This is a genomic window from Bordetella flabilis (assembly GCF_001676725.1).
Classification (GTDB): Bacteria; Pseudomonadota; Gammaproteobacteria; order Burkholderiales; family Burkholderiaceae_B; genus Bordetella_C; species Bordetella_C flabilis.
Genome location: NZ_CP016172.1, coordinates 3,735,387 through 3,761,740, shown reverse-complemented (window position 1 = coordinate 3,761,740; position 26,354 = coordinate 3,735,387). Strand labels below are relative to the sequence as shown.

Genomic DNA, 26,354 nt, shown 5'->3' with positions numbered 1-26,354 from the left:
CCACTTTCCGCAGCACGGAATATCGTCATGCCGATTGATCTCCAACGTTTCTCGCGCAATACCGCCGGCAGGGACTGGGCCGTCGGAGACATCCATGGCCATTTTTCGCGGCTGCGCGCGGCGCTGGAAGACGTAGGCTTCGACCCGGAGCGGGACCGGCTGTTTTCCGTGGGCGACCTGACCGACCGCGGCCCCGAATGCGCCGAGGCCCCGCGCTGGCTGGCGCAGCCCTGGTTTCATGCCGTCCAGGGCAATCACGAGGACTATGCGGTTCGTTATGTGCGCACCGGCATGGTAGATACCGAGAACTGGCGCACGAACGGCGGCGGCTGGTTCCTGGAGATGTCGGCGGAAGACCAGCGCACCCATGCCGAAACCTATGCGCAGATGCCGCTGATGATCGAGGTCGAGACCGCAGCGGGCCTGGTCGGCATCGTCCATGCCGACTGTCCCGTACGGGACTGGGCCAAATTGGAACCCTACCTGCGGGACCGCTACAAGCGGGCGCGCGGCATTTGCCAATGGTCGCGGGAGCGGCTGGCGCATGGCGACGCCACGGTGGTCCGCGGCGTGCGCGCCGTCGTGGTGGGGCACACGCCACTGCCGGCGCCGGTCGTGCTGGGCAATGTCTACCACATCGATACCGCCGGCTGGAAGGCCGACGGCTATTTCACCCTGCTGGACCTGGCGACGCTGCGCACCACGCCGGTGGCCGTCGAGGCGGATGCCCCGTACGCATGACCCGCGCGCCCACCCAGAGCGGGCCGCTCAGGGATGAATGGCGATCGCCGTCGCCGGTTGCGGGGCGTCGGCGCGCGGAACCGGAATGGGCGGGAAGGCCGGCGCGGCCGGCGGCGCCGCGCTCGAGCTGGGCGATCCGGCTGGCGGCCGGCCCTGGTCGGCCTGCGGCACCGGAATGGGAGGGATGACGGACCCGGAGGGCATCTGGCCCTGTGCCGGCGAGTTCATCATCGGCACACCGCCGGTGCCACCGCGATTCAGGAAGTCCCCCAGCGGGTCCTCGGTGGGCAGGTCCAGCGACGCCACGGCCTGACCCGGCGGGAATTCCGACAGGTAGTATTCGCCGTTGGCGACGAGCATGCCCGACGGCATGGGCCGTTTCGGCGCCACGGGGACGCCTTTCAATGCGGTCTGCATGTACTGCAGCCAGGCGGAAAGCGTCAGGCCGGCGCCGAACTCGTTCGAGCCCAGCGACTTGGGCTGGTCGAACCCCATCCAGACGGTGGTCGCCAGGGCCGGCGTATAGCCCGAGAACCAGACATCGACCGAATCGTTCGTCGTGCCGGTCTTGCCGCCGACATCGTCGCGCTTGAGCACCTGGTGCGCCCGTGCGGCGGTGCCGTAGGTCGCCACCCCGCGCAGCAGGTCGTCCATGATCCACGCCACGCGGGGGTCGATCACGCGGTTCGCGTCGTTGCCGGCGTGCTGGGGCTGGGCCTGCATCAGGACCTTGCCGCTGCTGTCGGTGACACGGTCGATCAGGAAGGGCGTGACGCGATAGCCGCCATTGGCCCAGACGGCATAGGCGTTCGCCACTTGCAATGGCGTGGCAGAGCCGGCGCCCAGCGCGATCGGCAGCACGGCGGGCCAGCGGCTTTTTTCAAAGCCGAACCGTGTCAGGAAATCCTGCCCGAACGCCGGCGTGATGGCCTGCAGGATGCGGATCGACACCATGTTGCGCGATTTGTAGAGCGCCTGCCGCAAGGTCAGCATGGGCTCGTAGGCATTGCCGTCGTTCTTCGGGTTCCAGGCCTTGGAGCCCGTCTGTTCCGCGGTGAGCGAAAACGGCATGTCGGAAATCTGGGTGGCCGGGGTGAGGCCGCGTTCCAGGGCCGCCGCGTAGATGAAGGGCTTGATGTTCGAACCGGGTTGCCGCCACGCCTGGACCGCGCGGTTGAAGTTGCCCCGGTAGAAATCGAAGCCGCCCACCATGGCGCGGACGGCGCCGTCGTCCGGCATGAGCGACACCAGCGCGCCCTGCAGCGTCGGCATGTTCAGCACTTCCCAGGTGTCGCCGTTCTTGTGCACGTACACCACGGACCCGCGCCGCAGCCTTTCGTCGTCCTTGGCCTTCGGATTGAGCGCGCGCGCGACGATGGCCAGCGCCTTTTTGTCGTCGATGGTGATGATGTCGTGCGAACCGCGCGCCACCGTGATGGAGGTCGGACTGGCGGACAGGACGACGCCGAGGTACAGGTCGCCGCTGTCCGGGTATTTGTCCTGCAGGCCGTCGATCAGGTCGTCCAGCGCCTGCGGGTCTTTCTCGATGTCGTCCGGCAGGTCGACCTGGTCTTCCGGGCCCGGATAGCGGGCGCGCCGCGTGTAGTCCAGGATGCTGGCGCGCACGGCCTGGTAGGCCGCTTCCTGGTCCTTCGCATTGATGGTCGTGTAGACGTTCAGGCCGCGCGAATAGGTCTGGTCGCCATAGATGCCGTACATCAGCTGGCGCGCCAGCTCGGCGGGGTATTCGCCATGCACCCGAAAGCCGCCGGAGCCGTTTTCAGCGGCCCCGCGCAGCGTGATGGGTTGCGCGAGCGCCGCCTGGTACTGGGCTTCGTCCAGCCAGCCCAGCGCACGCATGCGGCCCAGCACGTAATGCTGGCGGATCTGCGCGCGGGGCAGGTTGGTCGCCGGGTTGTAGCGCGACGGGGCCTTGGGGATGCCGGCCAGGATGGCGGCTTCGGCGGGGGTGACGTCGGCCAGGGGCTTGCCGAAATACGTGCGCGCGGCCGCCGCGAAGCCATAGGCGCGATGGCCGAGGTAGATCTGGTTCATGTAGAGCTCCAGGATCTGGTCCTTGGTCAGCGCGGACTCGATCTTGAAGGTCAGGAGCAGCTCATACAGCTTGCGCGTGTAGGTCTTTTCGGAAGACAGATAGAAGTTGCGCGCCACCTGCATGGTGATGGTGCTGGCGCCCTGGGACTTCGACAGGCTCAGCGCGTTGGTCAGCACGGCCCGGATGACGCCGGTCCAATCGACGCCACCGTGTTCGTAGAAGCGATCGTCTTCGGCGGCCAGGACGGCGTGCTTCATGACCTCCGGGATCTCGTCGAAACGCAGGACGTTGCGGTGCTCCTCGCCGAATTCCCCAATGAGGACGTTGTCCGCGGTGTAGACGCGCAAGGGGATGCGTGGCCGGTAGTCCGTCATCGCGTGCAGGTCGGGCAGGCTGGGCCAGGCCAGCGCGATGGCCAGGCAAAGGGCGATCACGCCGCATGCCGCCAGGCCGCCCAGGACCAGGGCCGCCTTGATCGCCAGGCGGGACAGGCGGAAGCCGGACGCTTTGGAGGAATCGGGTTGCTTGGATTGGGGGTGATTGCTCATTCGCTCGCGAGTCTTGGGCAGAGTTGCATAGACCCCGCCTGGAGGCCGAAGGTTTCACGCCGCGCCTACCCCGCGTAGGCAGGAGCCGCGCGGCGGCACAAGCTGCACATTATCGCAGGCCCAGCGGTCCGGCCGTGGGGTGACCGCCCGCGTGGTCGCACGCCGGCGTCGGCGGTGCGCGATTGGCATCCCTGCAATCAATTTGATACAGCTTGATTCAGGTAGGTGTTGGGTGCAGTGCCCATGGCGCGCTTGAACATCGCGGCGAAGGCGCTGGGACTGCGATACCCGAGATCGGCGGCGATGCGGGCCACCGGCTGGCCCAGCGACAGGCGGCCCACCGCTTCGGCCAGGCGCACCTGCTGCACCCATTGCCGGTAGTTCAGGCCCAGTTCCGACTGGAAAAGGCGGATGAGGGTGCGGCCGCTGGCCCCGACCTCGTCGCCCCATTCGTGGACGGTCCGTTCCAGGCCGGGGTGGGCGAGGAGGGCGCGGCATACCGCCTGCAGCCGCCGGTCGCTGGGCCAGGGAATGTGGATGGGGAGGACCTTGGCGTCGGCCAGTTCGGCCAGCGTCAGCGCGGCGATCTGCCCGGCGCGTCCGTTCAACGGATATTCGATGGGAAGGTCGACCAGCGCCAGGATCAGTTCGCGTAGCAGCCCGCTGACCTCGATGACGCAGCACTCCGCCCACAGCGTCCGCGCCGCCGCGGGCGCGACGTAGAGTGTCCGCATCGACACCCGCCCCACCATATCCACCTGGTGATCGATGCCGGCCGGCACCCACAGCGCCCGCAACGAGGGCACGGCCCAGACGCCCTGCGCGGTGGTGATGCGCATGACGCCTTCGACCGCGTAAATGAGCTGGCCACGCTCATGCCGATGCGGACCGGTGGTGAAGCCCGGGGTGAATTCCTTGGCCATGGCGGTAACGGCGCGGGGCACGCCCTGGTAGTCCTCGGGATCGATACTTCTATGGGGCCAACGGGTGGGCGGATGGGCAGGCATGGGCGGGTTCCGGCGCGATGTTCGGAGTGTCACTTATTCGATGATGGTTGTCACTCGGCCGCCCACGTGACTTATTACACTGGGCGTATCCGCTTCCATCCCTTTCAACTGTCGCTGTCCCCTGTTCCGGCCATGAACCCTTCCGTGCCAACTACCGCCCCCGCCTCGGCCCCTGTCGCCCCGCCCACCGCAGCCGCCAACGCCACGGCCTTCAAGGTACTGGGCGCCATCAGTGTCGCGCACCTGATGAACGACATGATCCAGTCGATCCTGTTGGCCATCTACCCGATGCTGAAGGATTCCTTCTCGCTCAGCTTCGCGCAGATCGGCATGATCACGCTGACGTATCAGATCGCCGCGTCGCTGCTCCAGCCTTGCGTGGGGCTTTATACGGACAAGCGGCCCTTGCCGTACTCGCTGCCGGTGGGCATGGGGTTCACGCTGGTCGGGCTGTTGCTGCTGTCGGTGGCGCCGTCCTATCCCGTCCTGCTGATCGCCGCCGTGCTGGTGGGTACGGGTTCCTCCGTATTCCACCCCGAGTCGTCGCGCGTGGCGCGCATGGCGTCCGGTGGGCGCCATGGGCTGGCGCAGTCGCTGTTCCAGGTGGGCGGCAACGTCGGATCGGCGCTGGGACCGCTGCTGGCGGCCCTGGTCATCATTCCGCACGGCCAAGGCAGCGTGGCGTGGTTCTCCCTGGCGGCCCTGTTCGGCATGGTCGTGCTGGTGGGCATCGGACGCTGGTATGGCGCCAATCGCTGGCGGCTCAAGCCCAAGGCCCGTGCCGCCGGCGGCACGGCGCCGCTCGGCCGGCGACGTGTCGCCGCGACGCTGGGCGTGCTGGCGGTGCTGATTTTCTCCAAGTATTTCTACCTGGCCAGCCTGAACAGCTACTTCACGTTCTACCTGATCGACAAGTTCGACCTGCCGGTGCGCTCCGCGCAACTGTACCTGTTCATCTTCCTGGCCGCGGTGGCGGTCGGCACGCTGGTGGGCGGACCGGTGGGCGACCGCGTGGGCCGCAAGGCGGTCATCTGGACCTCGATCCTGGGCGTGACGCCGTTCACGCTGTTGCTGCCTTACGCCGACTTGTTCTGGACCGGGGTGCTGGTTGCCGTGATCGGCGTGATACTGGCGTCCGCGTTCGCCGCGATCGTGGTGTATGCGCAGGAGCTGGTGCCGGGCAAGGTGGGCACCATCGCCGGGCTGTTCTTCGGCTTCGCCTTCGGCATGGGCGGCGTGGGGGCGGCGGTGCTGGGGCATATCGCCGATGTGACCAGCATCTCCTACGTCTACAAGCTTTGTTCCTTCCTGCCGCTGCTCGGCATCATGGCCGTGTTCCTGCCCAATATGGAGCGGCACAAAGAATGATGGTGCGCGGGCCGGCCGCGCAAGGCCGGCCCCCGTGGCGGCGCGTGCTTCAGGGCCGCAGGTGTTGTACGAAGAATTTTTCCATGGCGGCGTAGAACTCGAACTTGTTCTCGTCGTTGTGGAAGCCATGGCCTTCGTTGTCCTTGACCATGTATTCCACCTCGACGCCCCGCGCGCGCAGCGCCTGCACCACCTGGTCGCTCTCCGCCTTGTTCACGCGCGGGTCCTTGGCGCCCTGGGCGATGAACAGCGGTGTCTTGATGCGGTCCACGTGCAAGGCGGGCGAGGTGGCCGCCAGCCGGTCCTTGTCCTTCTCCGGATGGCCGACCATGTCGTACATCTTTTCGAGCATGGGCTTCCAATAGGGCGGTATCGTGTTCATGAAGGTGAACAGGTTCGATACGCCGACATAGTCCACGGCGGCGGCATAGAGATCCGGGGTGAAGGCGATCCCCGCCAGCGTCGCATAGCCGCCGTAGCTGCCGCCGTAGATGCCGAGGCGCTGGGGGTCGGCGATGCCCTGGGTGACCAGCCACTGGACGCCGTCCGTGATGTCATCCTGCATCGACAGGCCCCATTGTCCGAAGCCGGCTTCCCAGAATTTGCGCCCATAGCCCGTGGAGCCGCGGAAATTGATCTGCAGTACGCAGAAACCGCGATTGGCCAGGAACTGCACCTCGGGGTTGTAGCCCCAGCTGTCGCGGGCCCAGGGTCCGCCATGCGGGTTGACGATGCAGGGCAGGCCCTGCGCCGGCCGTCCGACCGGCAGCGTCAGATAGCCGTGCACGGTCAGGCCGTCGCGGCTCTGGAAGCTGATGGGCTGCATCGGCGCCATGTCGGCTTCGGGAATGGCGGGATTGATGTCGGCCAGCTTGACCAGGGCATCGGTCTTCACGTCGTACAGGTAGCGCGATCCCGGCGTGCGGTCGTTGTACGCTGCGACGATGTATTTGTCCTCCGCGCGGGTTTCGCCTTGCAGCGCGAATTCGTAGCCCTGCAGGCGGTCGGCCAGCTTGCGGTACAGCGCTTCGGTCTGCATGTCGAAGAACTTGCGCTGCGGCTTGTCGGTCTGGTAGGTGGCCACGGTCAGCACTTTGCGGCGCCGTGAATAGCCGACGCCGCCGAGGTCCGCCCGGCGCGGGTCGAACAGCATTTCCTCGGCGTCCGGCTGAGCCGGGTCGATGCGCACCAGCGCGAGCGTGTCGCGGCCGCGGTTGCTCAGGGCGTAGAGCTGCTTGTCGTCGAAGGTGAACAGGATGGGACTGACGCTGGTGCGGTAGTCGGTGGTGATGAGCGGGCGGAAGGCCTGGTTTTCGTCGTCGCGGTACAGCAGCGTGGTGTGCAGGCCGTCGCTGGTGACGGCGGCGCGCACCTTGCCGGCATGGTCGGTCTGCCAGCCGACCACATTGCCGGGATTCTGCGCGACCTGGACGGACTCGCCGGTGCGCACATTGACGCGGTAGACGTCGAAGACCTGCGGGTCGCGGTGGTTATGGCCGAGCAGGATGTGGTCCGGATCGTCTTCCAGGTCGTCCTCGATGCCGGCCCTGACCTGTTCGTACGGGGTCAGGTCCACGACCTGGCCCGTATGCACGTTCACGGCCAGGACATGGAAGTTCTCGTCGCCGCCGAAGTCCTTGGCATAGAGTATGGTGTCCGAGCCCTTCCACAGGTAGTTGCTGATATCGCGCGCCGACTCGCTGGTGATCTTGCGCGGTTCGCCGACCGGCGTGGCGCCTTGCAGCGGCTGGACGAAGATATTCATGCGCGGCGGCTGGCCGTCCACGCTGACCGGACGCATGAAGGCAAGCATGGCGCCATCCTCCGACAGGCGGAAGTAGCCGCGGTCGGGGTTGCGGAAGAAGTCTTTCAGGGGATATTGGCGCGGCGGCGTGGCCGAGGCGCCCGGGGCGGCGCCGATCAGGGTGGCGGCCAGCAAGGTGCGCGTCATGAGTTTGAACAAAAGCGGTCTCCGAGGTTGTGCCTATCAACGAATGGGGAGTCCGTTCGATGATAGCGCTTTCGCCACGCCCGGGCCGGCGGCGCGCGGCTGCGCGCGGCTGCGCGCGGCTGCGCGCCGGATGGGGGATAATTGCGCCTCCTTGATCGGAGGACCTATGTTGAGGATATTCGCGGCCGCCGCGGCGCTGGCGCTGGGCCTGGCCGGATGCACACTGGGCATCGCGCCCGGCACGCCATCGCCGTCCGGCGACTACAAGCTGGGCGTCAGCTACCAGGATGCGTACAAGAGCGCCCTGGCGCAGGCCAGGCTTTGCCTGACCGGCGATGATGCGTACAAGATCGAGAACAGCCTGGATACCGCCGGCCGTACGGCGCAGGTGCGCGTCGTGGCGCCGTTCACCAGCAACGATATCGCGCGGGTCGACATCGCGGCCATCGACGACCGCAACAGCCAGGTGAAGGTGGTCATGTGGGGGCGGGGCATCTGGAACGCGGATGCCGTGGTCGCCATGCGCGATGCCATCCGCTTCAACCTGCCGGCGTGCACATCCTATATGCCCAGCGATTCCGTCAAGCCGCTCAAGGCGCCACGCTGACCGGCTTGGGGCGTATGACGCGGAACGTGCCGGACGCCTTGCAGACGACTTCGCCCGCGCCGTTGCGCACTTCGCCTTCGCAGAAGGCGATGGAGCGGCCTCTCTTCAGGCAGCGTGCCTCGATGGAAAGATCGCCCGTGGCGGGCGCGAAGAAGCTGGTGGTCATGTCTATGGTGGCCATGCTGGTGCCATGCTCCAGCCCGCCGCGCGCTGCCGCGCTGAGCGTGAAGTCCAATACGCTCATCAAGGTGCCGCCGTGCACGTCGCCGCGGCTGTTGGTAAGCTCGACGCGCCACGGCAGGCGGGTGCGCGCCAGGCCGGACTCGATGTGTTCAGGCACCAGGCCCAGGAATTCCATGAGGGGGATGCTGGCGCCGAAATAGTCCGTCGTGAAGCGCGGGCCGTCGAAATGCGTTGTGTCCATAATCCTGTGCGTCGATGGGGGCCGCCATGATAGGCTTTTCCCCGCTGTTTCCCGTCCGTGCACGCCGCCGTACCCGCGTTGACTTTCACCATGCGCAAAATCGTACATATCGACATGGACGCCTTCTATGCGTCGGTCGAACAGCGCGATGACCCCACGCTGCGGGGGCTGCCGGTCGTGGTCGCCTGGAAGGGACCCCGTTCGGTGGTGTGCGCGGCGTCGTACGAGGCGCGCCGGTACGGCGTGCATTCGGCGATGTCGGTCGCGCGTGCGCTGCGGCTGTGCCCCCAGGCCGTCTACGTGCCGCCGGATTTTACGCGTTATCGCGAGGCGTCCCTCCAGGTGCGGTCCATTTTCCGGCGGCACACCGATCTGGTGGAACCGCTCTCGCTGGACGAAGCCTATCTGGATGTCACCACCAACAAGACCGGCCTGCCTTCCGCGACCGCCGTCGCGCAGGCCATACGGGGCCAAATCCGCGAGGAAACGGGCCTGACCGCGTCGGCAGGCGTGGCGCCAAACAAATTCCTGGCCAAGATCGCGTCCGACTGGAACAAGCCGGATGGCATTTTCGTGGTGCGTCCGCGCGATGTAATGGACTTCCTGCGTCCCCTGCCGGTGCGCAAGGTGCCGGGCGTGGGCAAGGTCACCCAGGCGCGCCTGCAGGAATTGGGCATCCTCACCGTGGGGGACCTTGAACTCCGGCCGGCGGCGGAGCTGGAGCACCATTTCGGCCGTTATGGCCGGCGCTTGCACGAACTGGCCCATGGGATAGACGAACGCAGCGTCGACGCCGACCAGGTGGCCCAGCAGGTCAGCGCGGAAACCACGTTCGAGCAGGACCTGCGGCTGGACGAGCTGGGGCCGGCGATCGAGCGGCTGGCGGAGCGGGTATGGGAGCAGGCGTCGCGCAAGCGCGGCATCGGCCGCACGGTGACGCTGAAGCTGAAGACCGACCGCTTCCGCCTGCTGACCCGCAGCCATACGTTGACCGGCGCGCTGGCTTCGGCGCAGGCATTGGCCGGGATGGCCAGCCAACTGCGCGGCCGCGTCGAATTGCCGGCGTCGACGCTTTACCGCCTGGTGGGCGTGGGCATGAGCAATTTTCCGGATGGCGACGAAGGGGTACGGCAAGTGGAGCTATTCGGCGCCGAGCCCGAGTATTGAGGCGGCCCGGCGCGGCAGGACCACGCGCCGGCGGCGCCCGCGCGGCGCGCCGTGGCGTCCGCGCTTATGCGAGACGCGCCTTCACCTGCTGCGACACGGCGGACATGTCAGCCTTGCCGGCCAGCGCCGGTTTCAGGATGGCCATGATCTTGCCCATGGCCGCGGGTCCGGTGACGCCCTGCTTGTTGACCTCTGCGACAGCGGCGGCGATGGCGGCGTCGATTTCGGCCGGCGTGGCGGCCTGGGGCAGGAATTCCTGCAGCACGGCCAGCTCGGCCTTCTCCTGTTCGGCGGTTTCCGTGCGGCCCGCCTGTTCGAAGGCGGCGATGGATTCGCGCCGTTGCTTGACCTGCTTCTCGATGATCGCCGTGATCTCGGCGTCCGCCAGTTCGCGGCGTTCGTCGACTTCTTTCTGTTTGACCGCCGCGAGCAGGAAGCGCAGCGTGGCGAGCCGCGCGCTGGCCTTGGCGCGCATGGCGTCCTTGACGGCGGCGGACAGCGTGTCTTTGAGCGTAGAGGTGCTCATGGGGATAAACCTCGTGCGTTGCGCGTGTAGCGATGGGATGGCCGGTTAGTGTAAACCGGCCATCCCCCGATGCGCTTACTTCACCACGGCCAGGTCGCCGCGCAGCGCGACGCCGGCGATGACCGCGCCGGCATGGCATTCGTACTGCTGCGGGTCTTTGCGCTCCACCTTCTTGTAATAGCTGACGATATTGATGACGGCGTTCGCGCCGGCGCTCTTGGCCGCTTCCTGCAGCGAGATGAGCGCGGATTGCGCCGCCCAGTCGCAGGCTTTTTCGTCGCTCTTGCCGAAGGCGTTGGTCTTGCGGTTGGTCACCACGTTGGCTTGCAGCACCTTGCCGGAGGGGCCGGTGCCGGCCAGATAGAACTTCACGCTGCCATCGAGCTTGCCTTCCGCGGTGGCATTCTGGATCGCTTCCTGGAGCGGCCGCATGACCGTGCGGTCGGCGGCGTGCGCGGCGGGGACGCAGGCCAGCGCCAGCGTCAGGCTGGCCAGGGTTTTCAGGCTCGGGGACATCGATGCTTCCTTTGCAGGGTTGAGGGAAAGGGTCAGCGCCAGCGGCGAAAGATCAGCGACGTATTGATGCCGCCGAAGGCGAAATTATTGTTCATGACGTATTCGTTCACCAGCACGCGTCCGTCACCGCGCAGGTAATCCAGTTGCCCGCAGCGCGGGTCGACATTCTCCAGGTTCAGCGTGGGCGCGTACCAGTCGCTGTTCATCATCTCGATGCTGAACCAGGACTCCAGGGCGCCGCACGCGCCGAGGGTATGGCCCAGGTAGCTTTTCTGCGAGCTGATGGCCATGTCCCGCCCGAAGACCGCTTCGGTCGCCTGGGTTTCGGCGATGTCGCCCTGTTCCGTCGCCGTGCCATGGCCGTTCACATAGCCGATCGCCGACGCGGGCAAGCCGGCATCGCGCAGCGCCATCTCCATGGCGATGCGCATGGTGGCCGCTTCCGGCCGCGTGATGTGGGTACCGTCGGAGTTGCAGCCAAAGCCGACGATTTCGGCGTGGATGGGTGCGCCGCGCGCCTGCGCGTGGTCCAGGTCTTCCAGCACCAGCATGCCTGCCCCTTCGCCCACCACCAGGCCATCGCGCGCCGCGTCGTAGGGCCGGGGGCTCAGGTGCGGCGTGTCGTTCTGCTGGCTGGTGGCGTACAGCGCATCGAAGACCAATGCCTCGCTCGGGCAGAGCTCCTCGGCGCCGCCGGCCAGCATCAGGGCCTGGCGCCCGTAGCGGATGGCTTCGAAGGCATAGCCGATGCCCTGGCTGCCCGAGGTGCAGGCGCTGGAGGTCGGGATGATGCGGCCCTTCAGCCCGAAGAAGATGCCGATGTTGGCCGCCGTGGTGTGCGGCATCATGCGGACGTAGGAATTGGCGCTGAGATCTTCCGTCACGCCATTGAGCAGCATGTTGCCGAAGGCCTTGATCTCCGCCGTACTGCCGGTGGACGAGCCGCAGGCCACGCCCATGCGGCCATCCGCGATGTCCGGATCGCCCAGCAGGCCGGCATGGTCCAGCGCGACTTCGGCGGCGCGCACGGAAAGCTGCGACACGCGGCCCATGCTGCGCAACTGCTTGCGTGTCCAGTGCGCGGGCGGGGCGAAGCCGGGCACGGGGCCGGCCAGCCGGGTTCCGAGCTCCTTATAGCGTTCCCATTCGGACATGTACTGGATGGCATTGCGCCTGTTCGCGAACGCCGCGCGCACGGTTGCCCAATCGTCGCCCAGTGCGCAGATGCCGGACATGCCGGTGACCACCACGCGTTTCATCAGCACAGTCCTCCGTTGACGCCCAGCACCTGCCGGGTGATGTAGGCCGCCCCCGGCGATATGAAGAAGGCGACCGCGGCGGCGACTTCGTCCGGCGTGCCCATGCGTTCGGCCGGGACGGCCTTGAGGATCTGCTCCACGGGGACGTCGGCGTCGATCATGTCGGTATCGATAAGGCCCGGCGCCACGCAATTGACCGTGATGCGCCGCTTGGCCAGCTCGACGGCCAGCGCCTTGGCGGCCCCGATCACGCCCGCCTTCGACGCGCTGTAGTTGACCTGGCCGCGGTTGCCGATGATGCCCGATACGGAAGTCAGGCAGACGATGCGGCCGGGCGCGCGGCGCCGGATCATCGGCATGATGAGCGGGTGCAGCACGTTGTAGAAGCCGTCCAGGTTGGTGCGCAGCACGTCGTCCCAGTCGTCGCCCGTGAGCGCCGGGAAGGCGCCGTCGCGGGTCAGGCCGGCGTTGAGTACGACGCCGTAATAGGCGCCGTGTGCGTCGATGTCGGCGTTCAGGGCGGCCGCGGTGGCCGCACGGTCGCGCACGTCGAATTGCAGCACCCGGGCGGCACGGCCCAGGGCCTGCACCTGGGCGCGGACGGCCTCGGCTTCGTCGCGCCGGGCGCGGCAATGCAGGATGGGGGTGTAGCCCTGTCCGGCTAGGGTCAGCGCGATGGCGCGGCCGATGCCGCGGCTCGATCCGGTCACCAGTACCGGCATGGAAGGCGGGGCGGTCTGTGTCATGGGGCGGTGTCGTTGGTGAACAGCAAGGGTTGCGCCGGATCCTGGTCCGGCGTCGCGGCATCGCGCCGCGCCGGCGGGACCGCGATCGTCGCGGGGTCGTCCGGCGGCGCCGATTCCTGGGTAAATGCACGGGCGTCCGCCGGTCGATAGACGTTGAGCCGGGCGTGCGCCAGCAGCGTGTCGCCGGCGTGCAGCGTGCACTCGAATACGCCCATGCCGGCAGCGTCCTGCAATGAGCGCTTCACCTGGACGGCCAGGCGGGTGCCGGGCTGGAAACATGGCGTGTGGCATTCGTAGCGCCGCGTGCCGAGCAGGAAGCCCAGGCCTACGTCCATGCCGGCATGGCGAGCCTGGCAGCCGGCCCAGGCGCCGACGGCCTGCGCCATGATCTCCAGGCCCATCCAGGGCGGCAGGGTGCCGTCCTCGTCGCTGTACGGCCCATCGGCCTTGATGACGGCGGTCGCCCGCAGCGTTTCTTCATCCCAGTCCTCCACGGCGTCGATCAGGATGGCGGCGCCGGCGTGGGGCAGCAGTTGCGATACGGACCACGGAGCGGCGCTCATGGCAGCGCTCCAAGGATCAGGCTGGCATTGCTGCCGCCGAAGGCGAAGGAATTGCTCATGGTCACGCGCGGGCGGTCGGCGGGCAGGCGGCGGCCGGCCGTGGTGAGGTCCAGCGACGGCAGCGCCGCGTCGGCGACACCGTCCCAGGACTGCGGTGGCAGGCGGCCGGCGAGGCCCGCCTCGTCCAGCACGGCCCAGCACAGGGCGGCCTCGATAGCGCCTGCCGCCGCCAGGGTATGGCCGGTGAGCGGCTTGGTGGACGTGCATGCGACACCGTCCGGGAATACCTCGGCCACCGCCTTGCTTTCCATCGCGTCATTGTGCTGCGTGGCGGTGCCGTGCAGATTCAGCCAGCCAATATCGCCGGGCTGCATGCCGGCATCGGCGAGCGCGGCGCGCATGGCGCGCGCAGCGCCCGCGCCGGTGGGGTCGGGGGCCGACATATGCCAGGCGTCGGAACTGGCGCCGCCCCCCAGCAGGGCCGCGGCGCGGCCGGCGGGTCGGTCGCGCTGCATGATGAACAGGGCCGCGCCTTCGCCGATGTTGATGCCGTCGCGATGGGCGGAAAACGGATTGCAGTGTGCGGCGGCCAGGGCTTCCAGCGCGGCGAAGCCGTTGATGGTCAGCCGGCAAAGCGTATCGACACCGCCGCAGACCACCGCGTCGCACACGCCCATGGCCAGCAGGCGCTTGGCCGAGAGCAACGCGCGCGCGCCGGACGTGCAGGCGGTGGAAAGCGTATAGGCAGGACCCGCCAGCCCCAGCCAGTCGGCCAGGAAGGCGGACGGTGCGGCCAGCGCCTGCCGGCGGTAGTCGTACCCGGGCGGCCAGGCGCCGTCTTGCGCCAGCGTGTGGAAGGCGGCGGCGTTTTCGTTGACGCCGGAGGTGCTGGTGCCCAGCACGATACCGACGCGCGTGTTGCCGTACCGCGCGACGGTGGCTCGCAGCGCCGGTTCGATCTGCAGGGCGGCGTCCAGCAGCAGCCGGTTGTTGCGGCTGTCGTAGTGGGAGGGCATGCCCGCCGGCAGCGCCGGCAGGGGCGCCTGCACCGCCCCCACCACGATGCGGCGGTCCCGGACCCAGCCGGCTTGCGCCTGCATGCCGGCGCTCGCGCCGCGCAGCGCCGCCGCCGCGACGTCGTCGATGCCGCGCCCCAGGGCGCACACGATGCCCGGCGTGCCGAGCCAGGCGGTGGGGGCCGACGCAATCACGGCGTATCCTTCAGCGGTTCCACGCGCCAGGTGCTGCCGCCACCCGTGGTGATGGTGAAGGTATCGGCCGCGGCGCCTTGCCGCCATGTGACACGCCAGCGCGTCCCGCATAGTTCGTTCATCACGCGCTCGCGCCCGCCGTCGGGCGTGGCGGTGTCGCGCCAGTCCTCGCCCGCATACGCGGACGGCAGCGCCGCGACCGGCGTCCAGGCGAACAGGATGGCCGAAAACATGTCGCTGGCCTCCCCGTTGGGCCGCATGAACCCATCGTTGCGCCATTGGCCGTCCTGCAGGATCTGCCGCGCCTTGGGCATGCCCAGCGGATCGAACAGCGACCACCGCGTGCCGTGCGCGCCTTCGGCCTGTACGACCAGCAGCGCGTCCTGCCGGACCTCGCCTGGCGATTGCAGGGTGACGTGGACACGGCGCGGCAGTCCCAGATCGGCGGACGCCACCGGTGTGGGCGGCACGCCGGCGCAGCCGGCCAGGACGAGCGCGCAGAGGACCAGCAGCGCGCGCATGGCGGGGCGCAGGGTGGGGTGGGAGGGATGGATCATCGGCGGCAATTGTCTCTTCGGTCTCTTCGGTCGCTTCAGGCCGTCGCGGCCGCGGGAGGTCTGGGCGCGCAGATTTCCGCCAGGGCGCGCAGGCGGCGCGCATGCTCGGCGACGAAAGGATTGGCGCGGTCCCAGGCATAGCCGGCCAGGATGGAGGAAATCATGCGGCGGATATCGGGTTGCGCACGTTCATAGAACACCACGTCGCGGAAAGTGCCCGCATACCAGCCTTCGACATAGGTGCGGAAGGTTTCCACGCCCCGCATGAGCGGCGCGGCGAAGTCGGCTTCCCAATCGACCGCCTGACCGTGCAATTGACGGTGCAGGGCGTCGGTGGCGAGCTTGGACGAATGCAGCGCGATGGTGACGCCCGACGAGAAAACCGGGTCCAGGAACTCCGCCGCGTTGCCCAGCAGGGCATAGCCGGGGCCGTGCAGCCGCGTGACGCTGGCGGCATAGCCGCCTATGGTGTTGGCCGGCGTGTCCCATACGGCGTCGGCCAGCAGCCGCTTCAGGTTCGGCGCGGCGTCGACCAGGCGACGCAGCGTGGCCATGAGGTCCGCATCGTCCCCAAGCAGGCTTTCGCCGCCCACCACCCCCAGCGAGCAGCGCCCGTCGGAGAACGGAATCAGCCAGTACCAGATGGCCGGCTGGTCTGGATGCACGGTGATCAGGATTTTTTCGCGGTCGAAGGCCGGGTCGGTGATGCGGTCCTCGACATGGGTGAAGATCGCCTTGCGGGGCGGCAGGCCACTGGGCCGTTCCAGGTCCAGCAGGCGGGCCAGCACACGGCCGTAGCCGCTGGCGTCCAGGACGAAGCGCGCGCCGATCCGGCGTACCGGCGCGTCAGGCACGCCGGCGTCGCGCACGGACAGCAGGGGCGTCGGGCCCGTGAAATCCGCAGCGACGACTTCCTGTTCGTAGCGCACCTCGGCGCCCTGGCGCGCGGCTTCGTCGGCCAGGATCTTGTCGAAGCGCGCCCGCAATACCTGGAAGGTGGTGCCGGGGCCCGGCGTGACCTTGTCGCGGAAATCGAAGGCGGTGTAGCGATCGCCCCAGGCGAAGGCCGCGCCGTTCTTCACCTGGAAGCCCGCCGCCTCCACGGCCGGCAGCATGCCGGCTTCATCGATGAATTCGATGCAATGGGCCAGCAGGCTTTCGCCGATGGAAAAGCGCGGGAAGCGCTGCCTTTCCAGGACCAGGACCCGATGCCCCTGCCGGCGCAGCAGGCCGGCGGCGACCGCGCCGGCGGGGCCGGCCCCGATGATGACGATTTCGTGGTTTTCCATGTGGGTTCTTATGCTTTTGAGGAAGGGCCGGCGGGCGTCCCGGCAGGGCCGGCAGGCCGTACCCAGGGCGCCCACAGGACGCAGAACGCCACGCCGATGCCGACGGACAGGCCGAAATTGGAAATGGCCGGCGTGGTGCTCAGCGCCAGCAGCCCGAAGGACAGCATGGTCGTCGCCGCGGCGAGCAGGATGCCGACGAAGCTGGCCGGCGCGCCTGCCACGCGCTCGTGCATGACGATGGCGTAATCCAGGCCGATTGCCGACACCAGCAGCAGCCCGAACAGGCTGAACAGGGTGAGCGGCTGTCCCAGCAGTCCCAGCGCGGCCAGGGTGCAGGCGGTGGCCGCGAGCGGGACCGACAGCAGGCGCCAGGTCGCCGCCCGTCCCAGCGTGGCCCAGAGCAGCGCCGCCGCCGCCACATAGGACAATAGCTTCAGTTCGGCCGCCCGGATGCGGGTGGCGGCGAAGGTCCCGTTCAGTTCGCCGCTGCGGTCGACGAAGGACACGCCGTCCAGTCCGCGCGCCGCTTCGGCGGCAGCCTGAGGGTCGCGCAGGCCTTGCAGCGTGACCAGGGCCGCAACCTGGCCGTGGTCCTGGCCCAGCCACAACATGCGCCGGCTCTGGCCCAGCGGGCCGGCGAGCACCTCGTCGATGGTGGCGGGGGGCAGCTCCGTCAGCGCATCGAGCTCCTGTTGCAGGGCTTCGGCCGGGATGCCGACCGCCTCGAAGGACGGTGTCAGGCGGGCCCGCCAGTGGGCGTCCCGCAGGCGGTCGCGCAAGGCCTGTTGCGCACCATCCGGCGCCAGCAACTGGTTCAGCGACAGATAGCCGTCCAGCGCCTTGGAGGCGGTCAGCGCGTCCAGCCGGCGGTCCAGCGCGGCCTGGCGCTGCCACAGCTCATCGGGATCGGCCGCACGCACCAGGTAGTACTGGCTGGTCGGTTCGATCCCGGTGATGCGGCCGATTTGCTGCGCCTGCTGCAGCAAGGGCGCCGGCAGGGCCAGCCATTGGCGCAGGTCGTCCTGCGTGCGCAGATGCAGGACGCCGCCGATGCATACCAGGGCGACGCCGGCGGCCAGCCACGGCAGGGTGCGGCGGGCGCTCCATGCGGCCAGCCTGCGCAGCAGCGCGTCGGCAAGGCCCAGCAGCGGCGTGAAGGGACGCGGCTGCCAGCCGCGCAGCCAGTTCGGCAATTCGCACACGGTGCAGGCATACGCCCCGAGCAGGCCCGCGGCGGAAAATACGGCGGTTTGCGTCAAGGCGGGAAAAGGCGTGAACACCAGCGCCAGGTAGCCCACCAGCGTGGCAGCCAGGCTGATCGTCAGCCCGGGCAGCACGCGATGCAAGACCGGCCAGGCCTGCCAGTCGGCCATGCCGTAGCGCTTGCCCAGCAGGTGCATGGGGAAGTCGATGGCGATGCCGATCAGGCTGGCGCCGATGACCAGCGTCAACACATGGATGGTGCCGAACACGGCCACGCAGGCCACGACGCCGCAGAGCAGGCCCACGGCCACGGGGACGAAGGCCAGCAGCGAGCGCCAGCGCCGCATCGTCAGCAGCAGGACGGCAATGATGCCCAGCATGGCGACGCCGCCGATCCAGCTGCTCTCCTGCACGGCGCGCGCGCGCCCTTCGGCCGCGAACAGGGGGCCGCCGGCCACCAGCAACCGGCCGCCGTCCTGCGCGATGGAGGCGCGCGTCTCGGCGACCAGTGCCGCGACTTTTTCGGGCGAAGCGCCGTCGAAGGCATCGCCGCTGGTCTGGGCGCGCACCAGCACCCAGTCCTTGTCGTCCGCATGCGCGATCAGCGTGCCACTGGACAGGTCCAGCTGTACCGCGCCGGGGCTGCGCAAGGCGCGTTCGGCGGCGCGCGCCAGGCCCAGCAGGTCGTCGTTGGCCGGCACCAGCCCCCCCGACGAAAATGGATCGGACAATTCACGGACGCGGCGCGCGGCATAGCCGGCGGGATCGCGCATGAGGGCGTCGCGGGCCGCGGGCGGCAGCAGCGCCAGGCGCTGCGTCGACAACTGCTTGCGCACGGCATCGACGTCGATGTCGGCGTCCACGTGCACATCGGCGAACAGCCCGGTATGGCGCCACAGGTGGCCCATGCCCCGCGCCAGTTCGATGGCGCGTTCGCGCTCCGGCGCGCTGACCAGGGCGACCAGTTGCCGCTTCAGCGGCGCTTCGATGCGCTCGTCGGCGCGCTGCTGCATGGCATCGCCCCGCGTTGCGGGCACCAGGTCCAGCAGGCTGGCCGATACCGGAAAGCCATGGCGGCACTGCCACAACCCCAGGCATACGACCAGTACCAGGGCGATGCGGAACCACAAAGTCAGGCGGCGTTCTTTGGGAGCGAGTCGTTCAGGGGTTGAAATCGCGGCTTTCATCTTCGTTCAGCTTGGTGTCGGCACGCGCGTTCTTCATTTCCATGACGGTCCGGTCGCCCTGGGTTTCACGCAATTCGATGCGCTGGACCAGCTTGCCGCCGGAGATGCGGATGTCGGTGAATATCTGTTTGAGCAGGGCGGATTTAGGGGTCATGACGAGCTGCCAGTCGCCGGCGCTGCCGCTCAAGGCCATGTCGAAATTGTCCTGCAGGGCCTGGGTGTCGCCCCCCAGCACCGTGAGGAACATGCGCGTTTCGCGCGCCGAGCCGATGGACTGCGGCAGGGCCTGCCACTTGCCGCCGTCGTCGCGGCGGAACATGGCGCTGGGCGTCAGCAGCAGGTCCTGGTGCAGCGGGGCGCGCAATTCCCACAACAGGCCATTGTTCGCGGATAGCGTGAAAAGTCCGTTGCTGGTCAGCGGCTGGGGCAGCGAGCGCAGGAACTTCTGCTGCACGAATTGTCCGCGCACCACCGGCGCCTCGCGCAGTTGTGCCTGCAGGTCGTTCAGGTCGAAGGCCCAGGCGGCGGTGCTGCAGGCGCCCAGCAGCACGGCCGCCATGGCCGACCGTGTCCAGCGTATGCAACGCGCCGTCATGCCAGGGCCCCGCGCACGGCGTCGAGCAGTGGCGCAGGCGACACCAGCTGCATTTCGCGGGTGTCCATGCGCACGGCCACTTGCACGGAGCTGGCACGCGTGAGGCGCTTGCCGCTGGCCGCATCGGTAATCAGATAATGAACTTTCAAGCGATTCTCCCATTCCACCAGCTCGGCGCGCGCGCGCAGGCGCTGTCCGAACACGGCGGGATGCATATAGCGTAGTTGCAGATCGATGATGGGCCACGCGTAGCCGGAGGCCAGCATGGCGTCGTAACCGTAGCCGATCGCATCCAGCAAGGCGCAGCGCGAGAGCTCCAGGTACTTGACGTAGTGGCCATGCCATACGACGTTCATCGGATCCACATCGAAGAAGGGCACCGTCACGTCCGTGTCGACGGCAAACACGCCGCGTTTACGCATGAGGGCTCCAGAAAGGATAGAAATTGAACCACTGCTGCGGCGCATCCCGGCATTCGCGCGCCAGCCGGTCGGCGTAGCGTTGCGCCCATGCCCTGACGCCGGCCTCGCGTTCGCCGCGCTTGAGCTCGATGCGCTCGGCCAGGCGTTCCAGGGTAATGCGGTAGCGGTGGCCGATCTTGGTGCAGAACAACAGGTTCACCGGGCATTTCAGCAGGGCGGCCAGCAGCCATGGCCCTTGCGGGAACGGCGCCGGCGCGCCCAGGAAGTCGACATCGACGACACGATCGCCGCGCACCGGAATGCGGTCGCCGGCGATCGCCAGCCATTCGCCGCGTTCGATGCGTTCATGCAGTTGCAGCATGACGGCCGCGTCCAGTTCGGTGACCTGGATCAGGCGCAGGCGGCTGGCGCCCGCGTCGGCCAGCAGGCGGTTGAAGGCCTGCGCATGCCGCGTATGGACCAGGACGTTCAGCGTCAATTGGCCGCCGCGTTCCACCAGGGCGCGGCAGATCTCGAGATTTCCCAGGTGCGAGCCGACCAGGATCTGGCCGCGCCCGGTGTGCATCTGGGCGTGCAGTCCATCGGGGTCCTGCATCACCACGTCGCGCCCGGTCAGGCGGCCCTGCCAGACGTCGAGCTTGTCCAGGATGGCTTCGGCGAAGGCCAGGAACTGGCCATATACCGGCCGGCGCGCGGGGAGGGCCGCGGCCGCGCCGGCCAGCCGCAGGCGCTGCTGGTATTGCGCGATACTGCGCCGGGCCGAAGGGCTGAAGCAATAGAAATAGAAAACGATCGCCGCCACCACCGGACGCAGGGCGCGGCGCCCGCACCTGCGCGCCGCCCATGCGGTCAGCCGCATCAGCAGCGGCGCGCCGCGCTCGCGTTCACGCGCCCAATGGCGGCCGGACCGCTGCGGCGCGCCGCGACGTGTCGTCGGGGCTGGCGTTCTTGGTGTCATGGGGCGCGCCTTTCCAGCTTGCGCGCCAGCAGGCCCGGCGCGCGTGGAAGCATGCCGAAGAACAGGCGCGCGTGCATCGCGCTGATGCGCGCGTTGTCGCGCAAGCCCTGGAAGTGCGACACGCCGCCGACGGGATAGATGACGCGCGTCGGGCGCCATACCATCGGAACGCCACGCCAGTGCAACAGCACCAGCACGGCGATATCGAAGTCCATGCGGTGTCCCGGATCATGGCGTGCAAGCAGCGCCAGGGTCGGTGCCAGCGGGTAGATGCGAAAGCCGCACATGGCGTCCGGGATCGCGGTGGACAGGGTATTGATCCACACCCACAGCCGTGTCAGCCAGCGCCCGTACAGGCGGCTGCGTGGCGCGTCCGCGCCGTAGGCCGGCGCCCCGCCGACCAGCGCATCGGGATGGGCAAGAGAGGCATCGCGCAGCGCGGGAATGTCGTCCAGGGCATGCTGGCCGTCGGCGTCGATTTGCAAGGCGTGGGTGTAGCCCAGGCTGCCCGCATGCCGCAAGCCGTCCTGCACCGCGCAGCCCTTGCCGCCATTGCGGGGGCGGCGCAGCAGCACGGCCTGGCCGGCGGCCGCCAGGGCGTCCAGTCGCGCCGCGCAGCGCGGCTCGGAGCCATCGTCCACCAGGATGCAGGGAATGCCCTGGGCCCGCACCCGTTCAACTACGGCTGCGACCGTATCGCCGTGGTTGTAGACAGGGATGATGGCGCAGAGGCGGTGCGTCGTCATGATGCGGCGGAAAGCGAGGCGGCCGGGGTCGGGGCGGAGTCCTGGCGCGGTGGCGTCGCGTCGTGCGGGCGAGCCAGAATGCGGCCCGAGGAGCAGGGTTGGCCCGCCAGACGATACTCGAAATACAGCTTGCCGCGTCCGGCATGCCAGGTCAGCACCAGCTCCACGGCATCGCCGGGCCGCAGCAGGCGCTGGAACTTCAGGGCTTCCATGCCATGGAAGCCCAGTGACGGCGAAAGAAGGCGCCGCGCCAGGCCCATAGCCCACTCGATCTGCACCACGCCGGGAACGACGGGGGTATCGGGAAAGTGGCCGCTGAACTGCACCAGGTCCAGGGGCACCTCCAGGTGCAGCCGCAGCTCGCGCGGCGCTTCGCCGGACACGGTGTCCGTGCGGATATCGGATAGGCCCGCGGCCGCGGCTTCAGCATGGCCATGGGCACGCGCTGCGTCGCGCCCGCCGATGCCGGCCATGTCCCGGTCCTGCAAGTCCGGCGTTCCGGGTGAAAGGACCTGGTCCACCGCGCCGTCCGGCCGGACGTGTGGCCAGCGCGGCCGCTGCGCGGCGGACAGGAACACATCGCGCGGCAGCTTGCCCTGGGCGTTCCACGGCAGTTCGCGCATCATGCGCCAGTGGCGCGGCACGCCCAGCGGCTCGACCGCGGCCGCCATGTGGGCGCGCAGCGCTTCGATGACCGTCCTGCGTCCGTGGTTGCGCAACAGGTGTATGCCGGCCGGCGCCAGCGCCACCAGGGCCGTCAGTCGCGGCGCATCGGCGACGTCCAGGCGCGCTTCGCGCACATAGGGGTGTTCCGCGAGCTTTTGCTCCAGTCCGGGCAGCGCGAGGCGTTTTTCCTCGATCTTGACGATGCGGTCCAGCCGCCCGCGCAGATGGAAGCCCCCGGCGCCGTCGGCCGTAGCGGCATCGGCGGTCCGCAGCCCGCCTGCTTCATACAGCCAGGGCGAGCGTACCGATAGCACGTCGGCGTCGATATCGACCTGGACGCCGGGCAGCGGCTGCCATGCCGCCGCGCCCTGGCGCCACGCGACCGCGCCGGTTTCCGAACTGCCGTAGATTTCCGTGGGGCGGCAGCCGAGCTGCGTGCCGAGGAGGTCCGAAACGCCTTCGGGCAGCGGACCGCCGGCTGAGAATATTTGCCGTATGCCCGGCTTGAGCGCTTCCCAGCCCAGCCGATCGCCCAGGCGCTTGAGCAGCGCGGGACTGGCAATCCAGACGAAGGACGGATGCGCCAGACTGGCCTGTTGCAGCGCCTCCGGAAACGGCAACTGCCGCCGGTCGATGCTGCGTCCCGCGCACAAGGGCCACAAAAGCCGGAAAGGCAGTCCATACATGTGTTGCGCGCTGACGCTCCCCAGCACGCAGGCGGGCGTGTCCGACCAATGCCAACGCCGTTCCAGGGCCTCGATTTCCGCCGCCAACTGGCGCCAGCGTTTGAAGATCTGCTTGGGCACGCCACTGGACCCGGACGTGCACAGCACCACGCCGCCGCTGTCGAGGTCCAGGATGGCGGCCGGCAGAGCCGCCGCGGCCCCATCCAGGAGTGACGTGAGCGCGGCCCGCCGCGCCGCCGGCACCGGCAAAGCGGGATGATCGGTCAGCCACAGGTCCACCTGTCCGTCGATGGCCGCGCACGAGGGCGCGCGTGCGTCGCTGGCGAGCACCGCCACGGCGCCGGCGCGCCAGCAGCCGAACAGCGCGACCGCCAGTTGCGCCGCATCGTCGAACCAGAGTCCCACCCGATGAACCTGGCGCGCCCGCAGGCCGCCCGCCACGGCAAGCGCCTGCTCCGTGAAGTCGTCATGACCCAGCGCCGGCGCGCACGCATAGACCGTGTCAGCGCGGTCGCATGCCAGCAGTCGGGCAAGGTCGATCCAGGCCATGGAGCGGTCCCTCAGCGGCCGTCAGGCGTGGCGATACGCGCGCCGGCGCCCGGTACGAGACCGGGTCGGGTCTTGCCGGCCGCCGGCCGCACGCACCACTCGCCGACGATCAGCACGCCGATCAGGACATAGCTGATCGCGCCGTTGTACAGCGTCCACCAATCCCACGGCGCCCACAGCGACAAGGCGGCAGCCGCCAGTCCGTTGCAGGCGAAGAATGCGGTCCAGACCTGTGTCACGCGGCGCGTGTAGGCCACGCCCGATGGTGGCAGCTGGCGCTGGCGCACGCGAGCGATGCGCTCGATGACCGGCATGCCGCCGCGCAGGCTGGCGGCGAAGATGGCGAACAGGGCGGCGTTCACCAGTACCGGATATGCGCGCAGCCAGCGCGGATCATCGACAAAGCCGATGACGGCGCAAAACGCAAGCGCGCACGCAGGCAACAGCCGGCCGCCCGGCGCGGGACCGCCACGCGCGAAGAACGCGCGTGCCAGCCACAATCCGGCCAGCGGCAGCGCGATCCAGCGCGCGGTGCCATGCTGCAAGCCTGCATGCGCGACGAAGGGATAGGCCACGCCCGCCACCAGCAGGGCGGCCGCGACCACGGCACGCATCATGCGGCGGATTCCCGCTGTCCCAGCGCTTCCTGCTGCTGCCACACGGCGTCGACCACGTCCTGCACGGTACGGACGGAACGGAAGTTTTCCGCCGCCAGCTTGTATCCCGTCTCCCGCTTGATGTGATCGAGCAGGTCGATGGCGTCGATACTGTCTATTTCGAGATCCGTGTACAGGTGCGCGGAGGGCACGACACGTTCGGCCGGGATCTCGAACAATTCCACCAGGGCTTCGCGCAGGACGCTGAAGATGTCTTCCCGGGTTTGCATAACACTTGCTCCAGTTGCTCAGGCGCCGCGCTGGGCGGACACGAATTTGCTGAGGTTCGCGACCGTGGCGAAATGGTCGCGCATATTGCGGGTTTCGGGATCGATGGCAACGCCATAGCGCTTCTGCAGGGCCAGGCCGAGTTCGAGCGCGTCCACCGAATCCAGGCCGAGGCCGTCCCCGAAGAGGTTGGCATCGCTGGCGATGTCCTCGGGCTCGATATCTTCCAGACCCAGCGCTTCCACGATGAGTTTCTTGATGTCACTTTCCAATTGATCCATCCGGCCCAAGCTCCGTTCTGAAATAGTGATGCAGGTGATCGTTCATGCGCCGGCCGGCGATGGGGGCGGGATGATGGTCCGTCCAACGGCGCGGGTCGATGTCGGGCCCGACCCGCAGCACATAGTGCATGCGCCGGTGGGGAATGCGATACCACGGTTCGCCCTTGGTAAGAGAGCGCGTATTCATGCTGATGACCAGCGGCGTGATGACCTGGGCGCCGCGCAAGGCGATGGCGCAGGCGCCCCGGTGAAACTGCGGAGCCGCGCCGGGGGGCGTGCGCGTGCCTTCCGGGAATACGATCAGCGTTTCGCCGCCGCGCAGCGCCTGCGCCGCGCGTTCGAGCATCTCGGCGCTTTCGTCGTTGGTGATGTAGCCCGCGTTGCCGACCGGCCCGGCGGTGAACGGATTGCGCGCCAGCCCATGCTTGACCACGCAGTTGGCGCCCGGTATGTGGGCGATCAGGAACACGACGTCCAGCAGCGAGGGGTGGTTGGCGACGATCATCTGGCCTGGCCGGCCCAGTCGTTCGACGCCCCGGAACTCGTAGGTCAGTACGCCCATGCGGACCAGCAGCCGCACGAAGCGGTAGAAGGTCCAGGTGATGACGGCGCGGGCGCGGACATGCCGGCGCGCGGGATCGGCGATCAGCAGGCGCTGCGCCGGAAAGACGAACAGGCGCAGCGTCATCCCGCCCAGCCCGAACAGGGCAAAGGCAAAGCCGGTGGCAACCAGCCGCAGCAGCCAGGCATCCTGGCGTGGCGGGGCGGCGTGCAAGGTCTCGGTCTTCATGCTGTGCCGCTCACGACGCCCGCTGCCATTGCCAATCGCGATTGCGGCCAGGATGCTGCCAGGCGGCGGTCCCCAGCAGCAGGTGGCGCAACAGGCTCAGCGGGTGTGGCCAGGCGGGATCGGCCGACGCGGGTGCGGCGGCCGCTTTTGCGGCCGGTGCGTCCACGCCCGCCGGCGCACGGGCCTGCAGCTGGAACGTGCCGCGTGGCGGCGCCTCGCCATCGACATGGTCTGGCGCCGCCCCGGGCTCGCCGGCGTCGACACGCAAGGCCAGCGCATACGGAAAGGGGATGTCGTCGATCCAGGGACGGTATGCCGCCGGGGGGGCCTCTTCGGCCAGGACCACGAGGGCACGCGGATGGCCGGCCGCCAGCAGCAGGCAGGCTTCCGCGATGGCGCTCTCCAGGCCGTCGCCAGCCACCGACAACGCCACGCTTTCCACGGTTTCCTTGCGCAGGATGGACCACATGCCGGCCGTCGCGTTGTGCACGGACAGGCTGAAGGAGGTCGGCGACAGGGCTTCGTCGCGCGCCAGGCAGTGCAGCAGATCGTAGCCGCGCGTCGTTTCGCCATGATGCGAGGCGTACACCACCGGCATGGGGCCTGGCGCGTCGGCGAGCGGCCAGGCGCAGGCGACCGCCATGCGCGCCAGCGGGCTGAGCCGACGGCGTTGCAGCGGAGGCAGGAATCCGAGGTCCGGAGCGGTGCACGGGACGGTCGGGCAGTAGGGCGCGCGCGCCCATGCCTGCCACGCGGAGGCGTCAGCAATTCCAGGCGCCCAGGCGCGCCACGCAGAAATCGCAAAGTTGAACATGCGCGGAAGTGTACCGTCCGCCGAGGCTGACTACAGG

General features: G+C 68.6%; 27 protein-coding genes. 4 read left to right on the top strand and 23 right to left on the bottom strand.

Features of this window, described 5'->3' with window-relative positions:
• Positions 1-27 precede the first annotated feature (27 nt).
• Positions 28-741 (top strand): metallophosphoesterase, encoded by a 714-nt coding sequence (locus BAU07_RS16510; protein ID WP_066659647.1) that lies wholly within the window; start codon positions 28-30, stop codon positions 739-741.
• 27 nt (positions 742-768) lie between these two features.
• On the opposite strand, the gene BAU07_RS16505 is transcribed toward BAU07_RS16510, so the two are convergent.
• A complete protein-coding gene (locus BAU07_RS16505) occupies positions 769-3,345 on the bottom strand; it encodes a penicillin-binding protein 1A (protein ID WP_066659646.1) in 2,577 nt (858 codons plus the stop codon).
• A 197-nt stretch (positions 3,346-3,542) separates the two neighbouring features.
• The gene (locus BAU07_RS16500) at positions 3,543-4,352 is read right to left on the bottom strand and encodes an AraC family transcriptional regulator (RefSeq protein WP_066659644.1); all 810 of its coding nucleotides are present in this window, start codon (positions 4,350-4,352) and stop codon (positions 3,543-3,545) included.
• Positions 4,353-4,484: 132 nt separating this feature from the next.
• Here BAU07_RS16500 and BAU07_RS16495 point away from each other — a divergent pair, with 132 nt between their 5' ends.
• On the top strand, positions 4,485-5,720 hold the full coding sequence (locus BAU07_RS16495; RefSeq protein ID WP_066659639.1) for an MFS transporter: 1,236 nt from the start codon (positions 4,485-4,487) through the stop codon (positions 5,718-5,720).
• Between the two features lie 49 nt (positions 5,721-5,769).
• Here the strand turns inward: BAU07_RS16495 and BAU07_RS16490 are convergent, their stop codons facing one another.
• Positions 5,770-7,671 (bottom strand): S9 family peptidase, encoded by a 1,902-nt coding sequence (locus tag BAU07_RS16490; protein ID WP_415830454.1) that lies wholly within the window; start codon positions 7,669-7,671, stop codon positions 5,770-5,772.
• A 166-nt stretch (positions 7,672-7,837) separates the two neighbouring features.
• On the opposite strand from BAU07_RS16490, the gene BAU07_RS16485 reads away from it, so the two are divergent.
• Positions 7,838-8,278 (top strand): BPTD_2524 family lipoprotein, encoded by a 441-nt coding sequence (locus BAU07_RS16485; protein ID WP_066659637.1) that lies wholly within the window; start codon positions 7,838-7,840, stop codon positions 8,276-8,278.
• Here the strand turns inward: BAU07_RS16485 and BAU07_RS16480 are convergent.
• A complete protein-coding gene (locus tag BAU07_RS16480) occupies positions 8,262-8,702 on the bottom strand; it encodes a PaaI family thioesterase (RefSeq protein ID WP_066659636.1) in 441 nt (146 codons plus the stop codon). The genes BAU07_RS16485 and BAU07_RS16480 overlap by 17 nt on opposite strands.
• Before the next feature lie 90 nt (positions 8,703-8,792).
• On the opposite strand from BAU07_RS16480, the gene dinB reads away from it, so the two are divergent.
• Positions 8,793-9,869 carry a DNA polymerase IV gene (gene dinB / locus BAU07_RS16475; protein ID WP_415830452.1) on the top strand — a complete coding sequence of 359 codons (1,077 nt, stop codon included), beginning with the start codon at positions 8,793-8,795 and terminating at the stop codon, positions 9,867-9,869.
• Positions 9,870-9,933: 64 nt separating this feature from the next.
• Here dinB and BAU07_RS16470 read toward each other — a convergent pair whose 3' ends face one another.
• The 19 genes from BAU07_RS16470 to BAU07_RS16380 all read right to left on the bottom strand — a co-directional run bounded on the left by BAU07_RS16470 (position 9,934) and on the right by BAU07_RS16380 (position 26,317).
• Positions 9,934-10,395, bottom strand: a complete 462-nt coding sequence (locus BAU07_RS16470; RefSeq protein WP_066659635.1) for a GatB/YqeY domain-containing protein — start codon at positions 10,393-10,395, stop codon at positions 9,934-9,936.
• Between the two features lie 75 nt (positions 10,396-10,470).
• Positions 10,471-10,911 (bottom strand): excinuclease, encoded by a 441-nt coding sequence (locus BAU07_RS16465; protein ID WP_066659633.1) that lies wholly within the window; start codon positions 10,909-10,911, stop codon positions 10,471-10,473.
• 32 nt (positions 10,912-10,943) lie between these two features.
• Positions 10,944-12,170, bottom strand: coding sequence for a beta-ketoacyl-ACP synthase (locus BAU07_RS16460; protein ID WP_066659631.1), 1,227 nt, complete (start codon positions 12,168-12,170; stop codon positions 10,944-10,946).
• Positions 12,170-12,916, bottom strand: a complete 747-nt coding sequence (gene fabG, locus BAU07_RS16455) for a 3-oxoacyl-ACP reductase FabG (RefSeq protein WP_066659629.1) — start codon at positions 12,914-12,916, stop codon at positions 12,170-12,172. The genes BAU07_RS16460 and fabG overlap by 1 nt, the downstream gene beginning before the upstream one ends.
• Complete coding sequence (locus BAU07_RS16450) at positions 12,913-13,479, bottom strand: hotdog family protein (RefSeq protein ID WP_066659627.1); 567 nt, start codon at positions 13,477-13,479, stop codon at positions 12,913-12,915. Before BAU07_RS16450 ends, fabG begins: the two co-directional genes overlap by 4 nt.
• Positions 13,476-14,690 carry a beta-ketoacyl-ACP synthase gene (locus BAU07_RS16445; RefSeq protein WP_415830451.1) on the bottom strand — a complete coding sequence of 405 codons (1,215 nt, stop codon included), beginning with the start codon at positions 14,688-14,690 and terminating at the stop codon, positions 13,476-13,478. Before BAU07_RS16445 ends, BAU07_RS16450 begins: the two co-directional genes overlap by 4 nt.
• The gene (locus BAU07_RS16440) at positions 14,687-15,247 is read right to left on the bottom strand and encodes a hypothetical protein (RefSeq protein ID WP_084025832.1); all 561 of its coding nucleotides are present in this window, start codon (positions 15,245-15,247) and stop codon (positions 14,687-14,689) included. Before BAU07_RS16440 ends, BAU07_RS16445 begins: the two co-directional genes overlap by 4 nt.
• Positions 15,248-15,282: 35 nt before the next feature.
• A complete protein-coding gene (locus BAU07_RS16435; RefSeq protein WP_066659625.1) occupies positions 15,283-16,536 on the bottom strand; it encodes an NAD(P)/FAD-dependent oxidoreductase in 1,254 nt (417 codons plus the stop codon).
• A gap of 8 nt (positions 16,537-16,544) precedes the next feature.
• Positions 16,545-18,926 carry an MMPL family transporter gene (locus BAU07_RS16430; RefSeq protein WP_066659623.1) on the bottom strand — a complete coding sequence of 794 codons (2,382 nt, stop codon included), beginning with the start codon at positions 18,924-18,926 and terminating at the stop codon, positions 16,545-16,547.
• Positions 18,901-19,521: a LolA family protein gene (locus BAU07_RS16425; RefSeq protein ID WP_232338145.1), complete on the bottom strand. Its 621-nt coding sequence runs from the start codon at positions 19,519-19,521 to the stop codon at positions 18,901-18,903. The genes BAU07_RS16430 and BAU07_RS16425 overlap by 26 nt, the downstream gene beginning before the upstream one ends.
• The gene (locus tag BAU07_RS16420) at positions 19,518-19,943 is read right to left on the bottom strand and encodes an acyl-CoA thioesterase (protein WP_066659619.1); all 426 of its coding nucleotides are present in this window, start codon (positions 19,941-19,943) and stop codon (positions 19,518-19,520) included. The genes BAU07_RS16425 and BAU07_RS16420 overlap by 4 nt, the downstream gene beginning before the upstream one ends.
• Complete coding sequence (locus BAU07_RS16415) at positions 19,936-20,901, bottom strand: LpxL/LpxP family acyltransferase (RefSeq protein WP_066659617.1); 966 nt, start codon at positions 20,899-20,901, stop codon at positions 19,936-19,938. The genes BAU07_RS16420 and BAU07_RS16415 overlap by 8 nt, the downstream gene beginning before the upstream one ends.
• Positions 20,898-21,647, bottom strand: a complete 750-nt coding sequence (locus BAU07_RS16410) for a glycosyltransferase family 2 protein (RefSeq protein WP_066659615.1) — start codon at positions 21,645-21,647, stop codon at positions 20,898-20,900. The genes BAU07_RS16415 and BAU07_RS16410 overlap by 4 nt, the downstream gene beginning before the upstream one ends.
• Positions 21,644-23,548 carry an ApeI family dehydratase gene (locus tag BAU07_RS16405; protein WP_066659613.1) on the bottom strand — a complete coding sequence of 635 codons (1,905 nt, stop codon included), beginning with the start codon at positions 23,546-23,548 and terminating at the stop codon, positions 21,644-21,646. The genes BAU07_RS16410 and BAU07_RS16405 overlap by 4 nt, the downstream gene beginning before the upstream one ends.
• 11 nt (positions 23,549-23,559) lie before the next feature.
• Entirely contained in the window at positions 23,560-24,165 is a 606-nt protein-coding gene (locus BAU07_RS16400; protein ID WP_232338144.1) for a COG4648 family protein, read from the bottom strand.
• Positions 24,162-24,434 carry an acyl carrier protein gene (locus tag BAU07_RS16395; RefSeq protein ID WP_066659612.1) on the bottom strand — a complete coding sequence of 91 codons (273 nt, stop codon included), beginning with the start codon at positions 24,432-24,434 and terminating at the stop codon, positions 24,162-24,164. Before BAU07_RS16395 ends, BAU07_RS16400 begins: the two co-directional genes overlap by 4 nt.
• Positions 24,435-24,452: 18 nt before the next feature.
• Positions 24,453-24,713, bottom strand: a complete 261-nt coding sequence (locus BAU07_RS16390; protein WP_066659611.1) for a phosphopantetheine-binding protein — start codon at positions 24,711-24,713, stop codon at positions 24,453-24,455.
• Positions 24,694-25,503: a lysophospholipid acyltransferase family protein gene (locus tag BAU07_RS16385; protein ID WP_066659610.1), complete on the bottom strand. Its 810-nt coding sequence runs from the start codon at positions 25,501-25,503 to the stop codon at positions 24,694-24,696. The genes BAU07_RS16390 and BAU07_RS16385 overlap by 20 nt, the downstream gene beginning before the upstream one ends.
• A gap of 10 nt (positions 25,504-25,513) precedes the next feature.
• Positions 25,514-26,317: a beta-ketoacyl synthase chain length factor gene (locus BAU07_RS16380; RefSeq protein ID WP_066659609.1), complete on the bottom strand. Its 804-nt coding sequence runs from the start codon at positions 26,315-26,317 to the stop codon at positions 25,514-25,516.
• Positions 26,318-26,354 lie beyond the last annotated feature (37 nt).

Excerpts from the sequence above, each read along its gene's own strand:
- BAU07_RS16500 (WP_066659644.1), bottom strand. The coding sequence starts at position 4,352 with ATGCCTGCCCATCCGCCCACCCGTTGGCCCCATAGAAGTATCGATCCC.
- BAU07_RS16400 (WP_232338144.1), bottom strand. The coding sequence starts at position 24,165 with ATGATGCGTGCCGTGGTCGCGGCCGCCCTGCTGGTGGCGGGCGTGGCC.
- BAU07_RS16420 (WP_066659619.1), bottom strand. The coding sequence starts at position 19,943 with ATGCGTAAACGCGGCGTGTTTGCCGTCGACACGGACGTGACGGTGCCC.
- fabG (WP_066659629.1), bottom strand. The coding sequence starts at position 12,916 with ATGACACAGACCGCCCCGCCTTCCATGCCGGTACTGGTGACCGGATCG.
- BAU07_RS16490 (WP_415830454.1), bottom strand. The coding sequence starts at position 7,671 with ATGACGCGCACCTTGCTGGCCGCCACCCTGATCGGCGCCGCCCCGGGC.
- BAU07_RS16480 (WP_066659636.1), bottom strand. The coding sequence starts at position 8,702 with ATGGACACAACGCATTTCGACGGCCCGCGCTTCACGACGGACTATTTC.
- BAU07_RS16505 (WP_066659646.1), bottom strand. The coding sequence starts at position 3,345 with ATGAGCAATCACCCCCAATCCAAGCAACCCGATTCCTCCAAAGCGTCC.
- BAU07_RS16405 (WP_066659613.1), bottom strand. The coding sequence starts at position 23,548 with ATGGCCTGGATCGACCTTGCCCGACTGCTGGCATGCGACCGCGCTGAC.
- BAU07_RS16380 (WP_066659609.1), bottom strand. The coding sequence starts at position 26,317 with ATGTTCAACTTTGCGATTTCTGCGTGGCGCGCCTGGGCGCCTGGAATT.
- BAU07_RS16415 (WP_066659617.1), bottom strand. The coding sequence starts at position 20,901 with ATGACACCAAGAACGCCAGCCCCGACGACACGTCGCGGCGCGCCGCAG.
- BAU07_RS16410 (WP_066659615.1), bottom strand. The coding sequence starts at position 21,647 with ATGACGACGCACCGCCTCTGCGCCATCATCCCTGTCTACAACCACGGC.
- BAU07_RS16495 (WP_066659639.1), top strand. The coding sequence starts at position 4,485 with ATGAACCCTTCCGTGCCAACTACCGCCCCCGCCTCGGCCCCTGTCGCC.
- BAU07_RS16430 (WP_066659623.1), bottom strand. The coding sequence starts at position 18,926 with ATGAAAGCCGCGATTTCAACCCCTGAACGACTCGCTCCCAAAGAACGC.
- BAU07_RS16450 (WP_066659627.1), bottom strand. The coding sequence starts at position 13,479 with ATGAGCGCCGCTCCGTGGTCCGTATCGCAACTGCTGCCCCACGCCGGC.
- BAU07_RS16390 (WP_066659611.1), bottom strand. The coding sequence starts at position 24,713 with ATGGATCAATTGGAAAGTGACATCAAGAAACTCATCGTGGAAGCGCTG.
- BAU07_RS16460 (WP_066659631.1), bottom strand. The coding sequence starts at position 12,170 with ATGAAACGCGTGGTGGTCACCGGCATGTCCGGCATCTGCGCACTGGGC.
- BAU07_RS16440 (WP_084025832.1), bottom strand. The coding sequence starts at position 15,247 with ATGATCCATCCCTCCCACCCCACCCTGCGCCCCGCCATGCGCGCGCTG.
- BAU07_RS16485 (WP_066659637.1), top strand. The coding sequence starts at position 7,838 with ATGTTGAGGATATTCGCGGCCGCCGCGGCGCTGGCGCTGGGCCTGGCC.
- BAU07_RS16465 (WP_066659633.1), bottom strand. The coding sequence starts at position 10,911 with ATGTCCCCGAGCCTGAAAACCCTGGCCAGCCTGACGCTGGCGCTGGCC.
- BAU07_RS16385 (WP_066659610.1), bottom strand. The coding sequence starts at position 25,503 with ATGAAGACCGAGACCTTGCACGCCGCCCCGCCACGCCAGGATGCCTGG.
- BAU07_RS16435 (WP_066659625.1), bottom strand. The coding sequence starts at position 16,536 with ATGGAAAACCACGAAATCGTCATCATCGGGGCCGGCCCCGCCGGCGCG.
- BAU07_RS16425 (WP_232338145.1), bottom strand. The coding sequence starts at position 19,521 with ATGACGGCGCGTTGCATACGCTGGACACGGTCGGCCATGGCGGCCGTG.
- dinB (WP_415830452.1), top strand. The coding sequence starts at position 8,793 with ATGCGCAAAATCGTACATATCGACATGGACGCCTTCTATGCGTCGGTC.
- BAU07_RS16470 (WP_066659635.1), bottom strand. The coding sequence starts at position 10,395 with ATGAGCACCTCTACGCTCAAAGACACGCTGTCCGCCGCCGTCAAGGAC.
- BAU07_RS16510 (WP_066659647.1), top strand. The coding sequence starts at position 28 with ATGCCGATTGATCTCCAACGTTTCTCGCGCAATACCGCCGGCAGGGAC.
- BAU07_RS16395 (WP_066659612.1), bottom strand. The coding sequence starts at position 24,434 with ATGCAAACCCGGGAAGACATCTTCAGCGTCCTGCGCGAAGCCCTGGTG.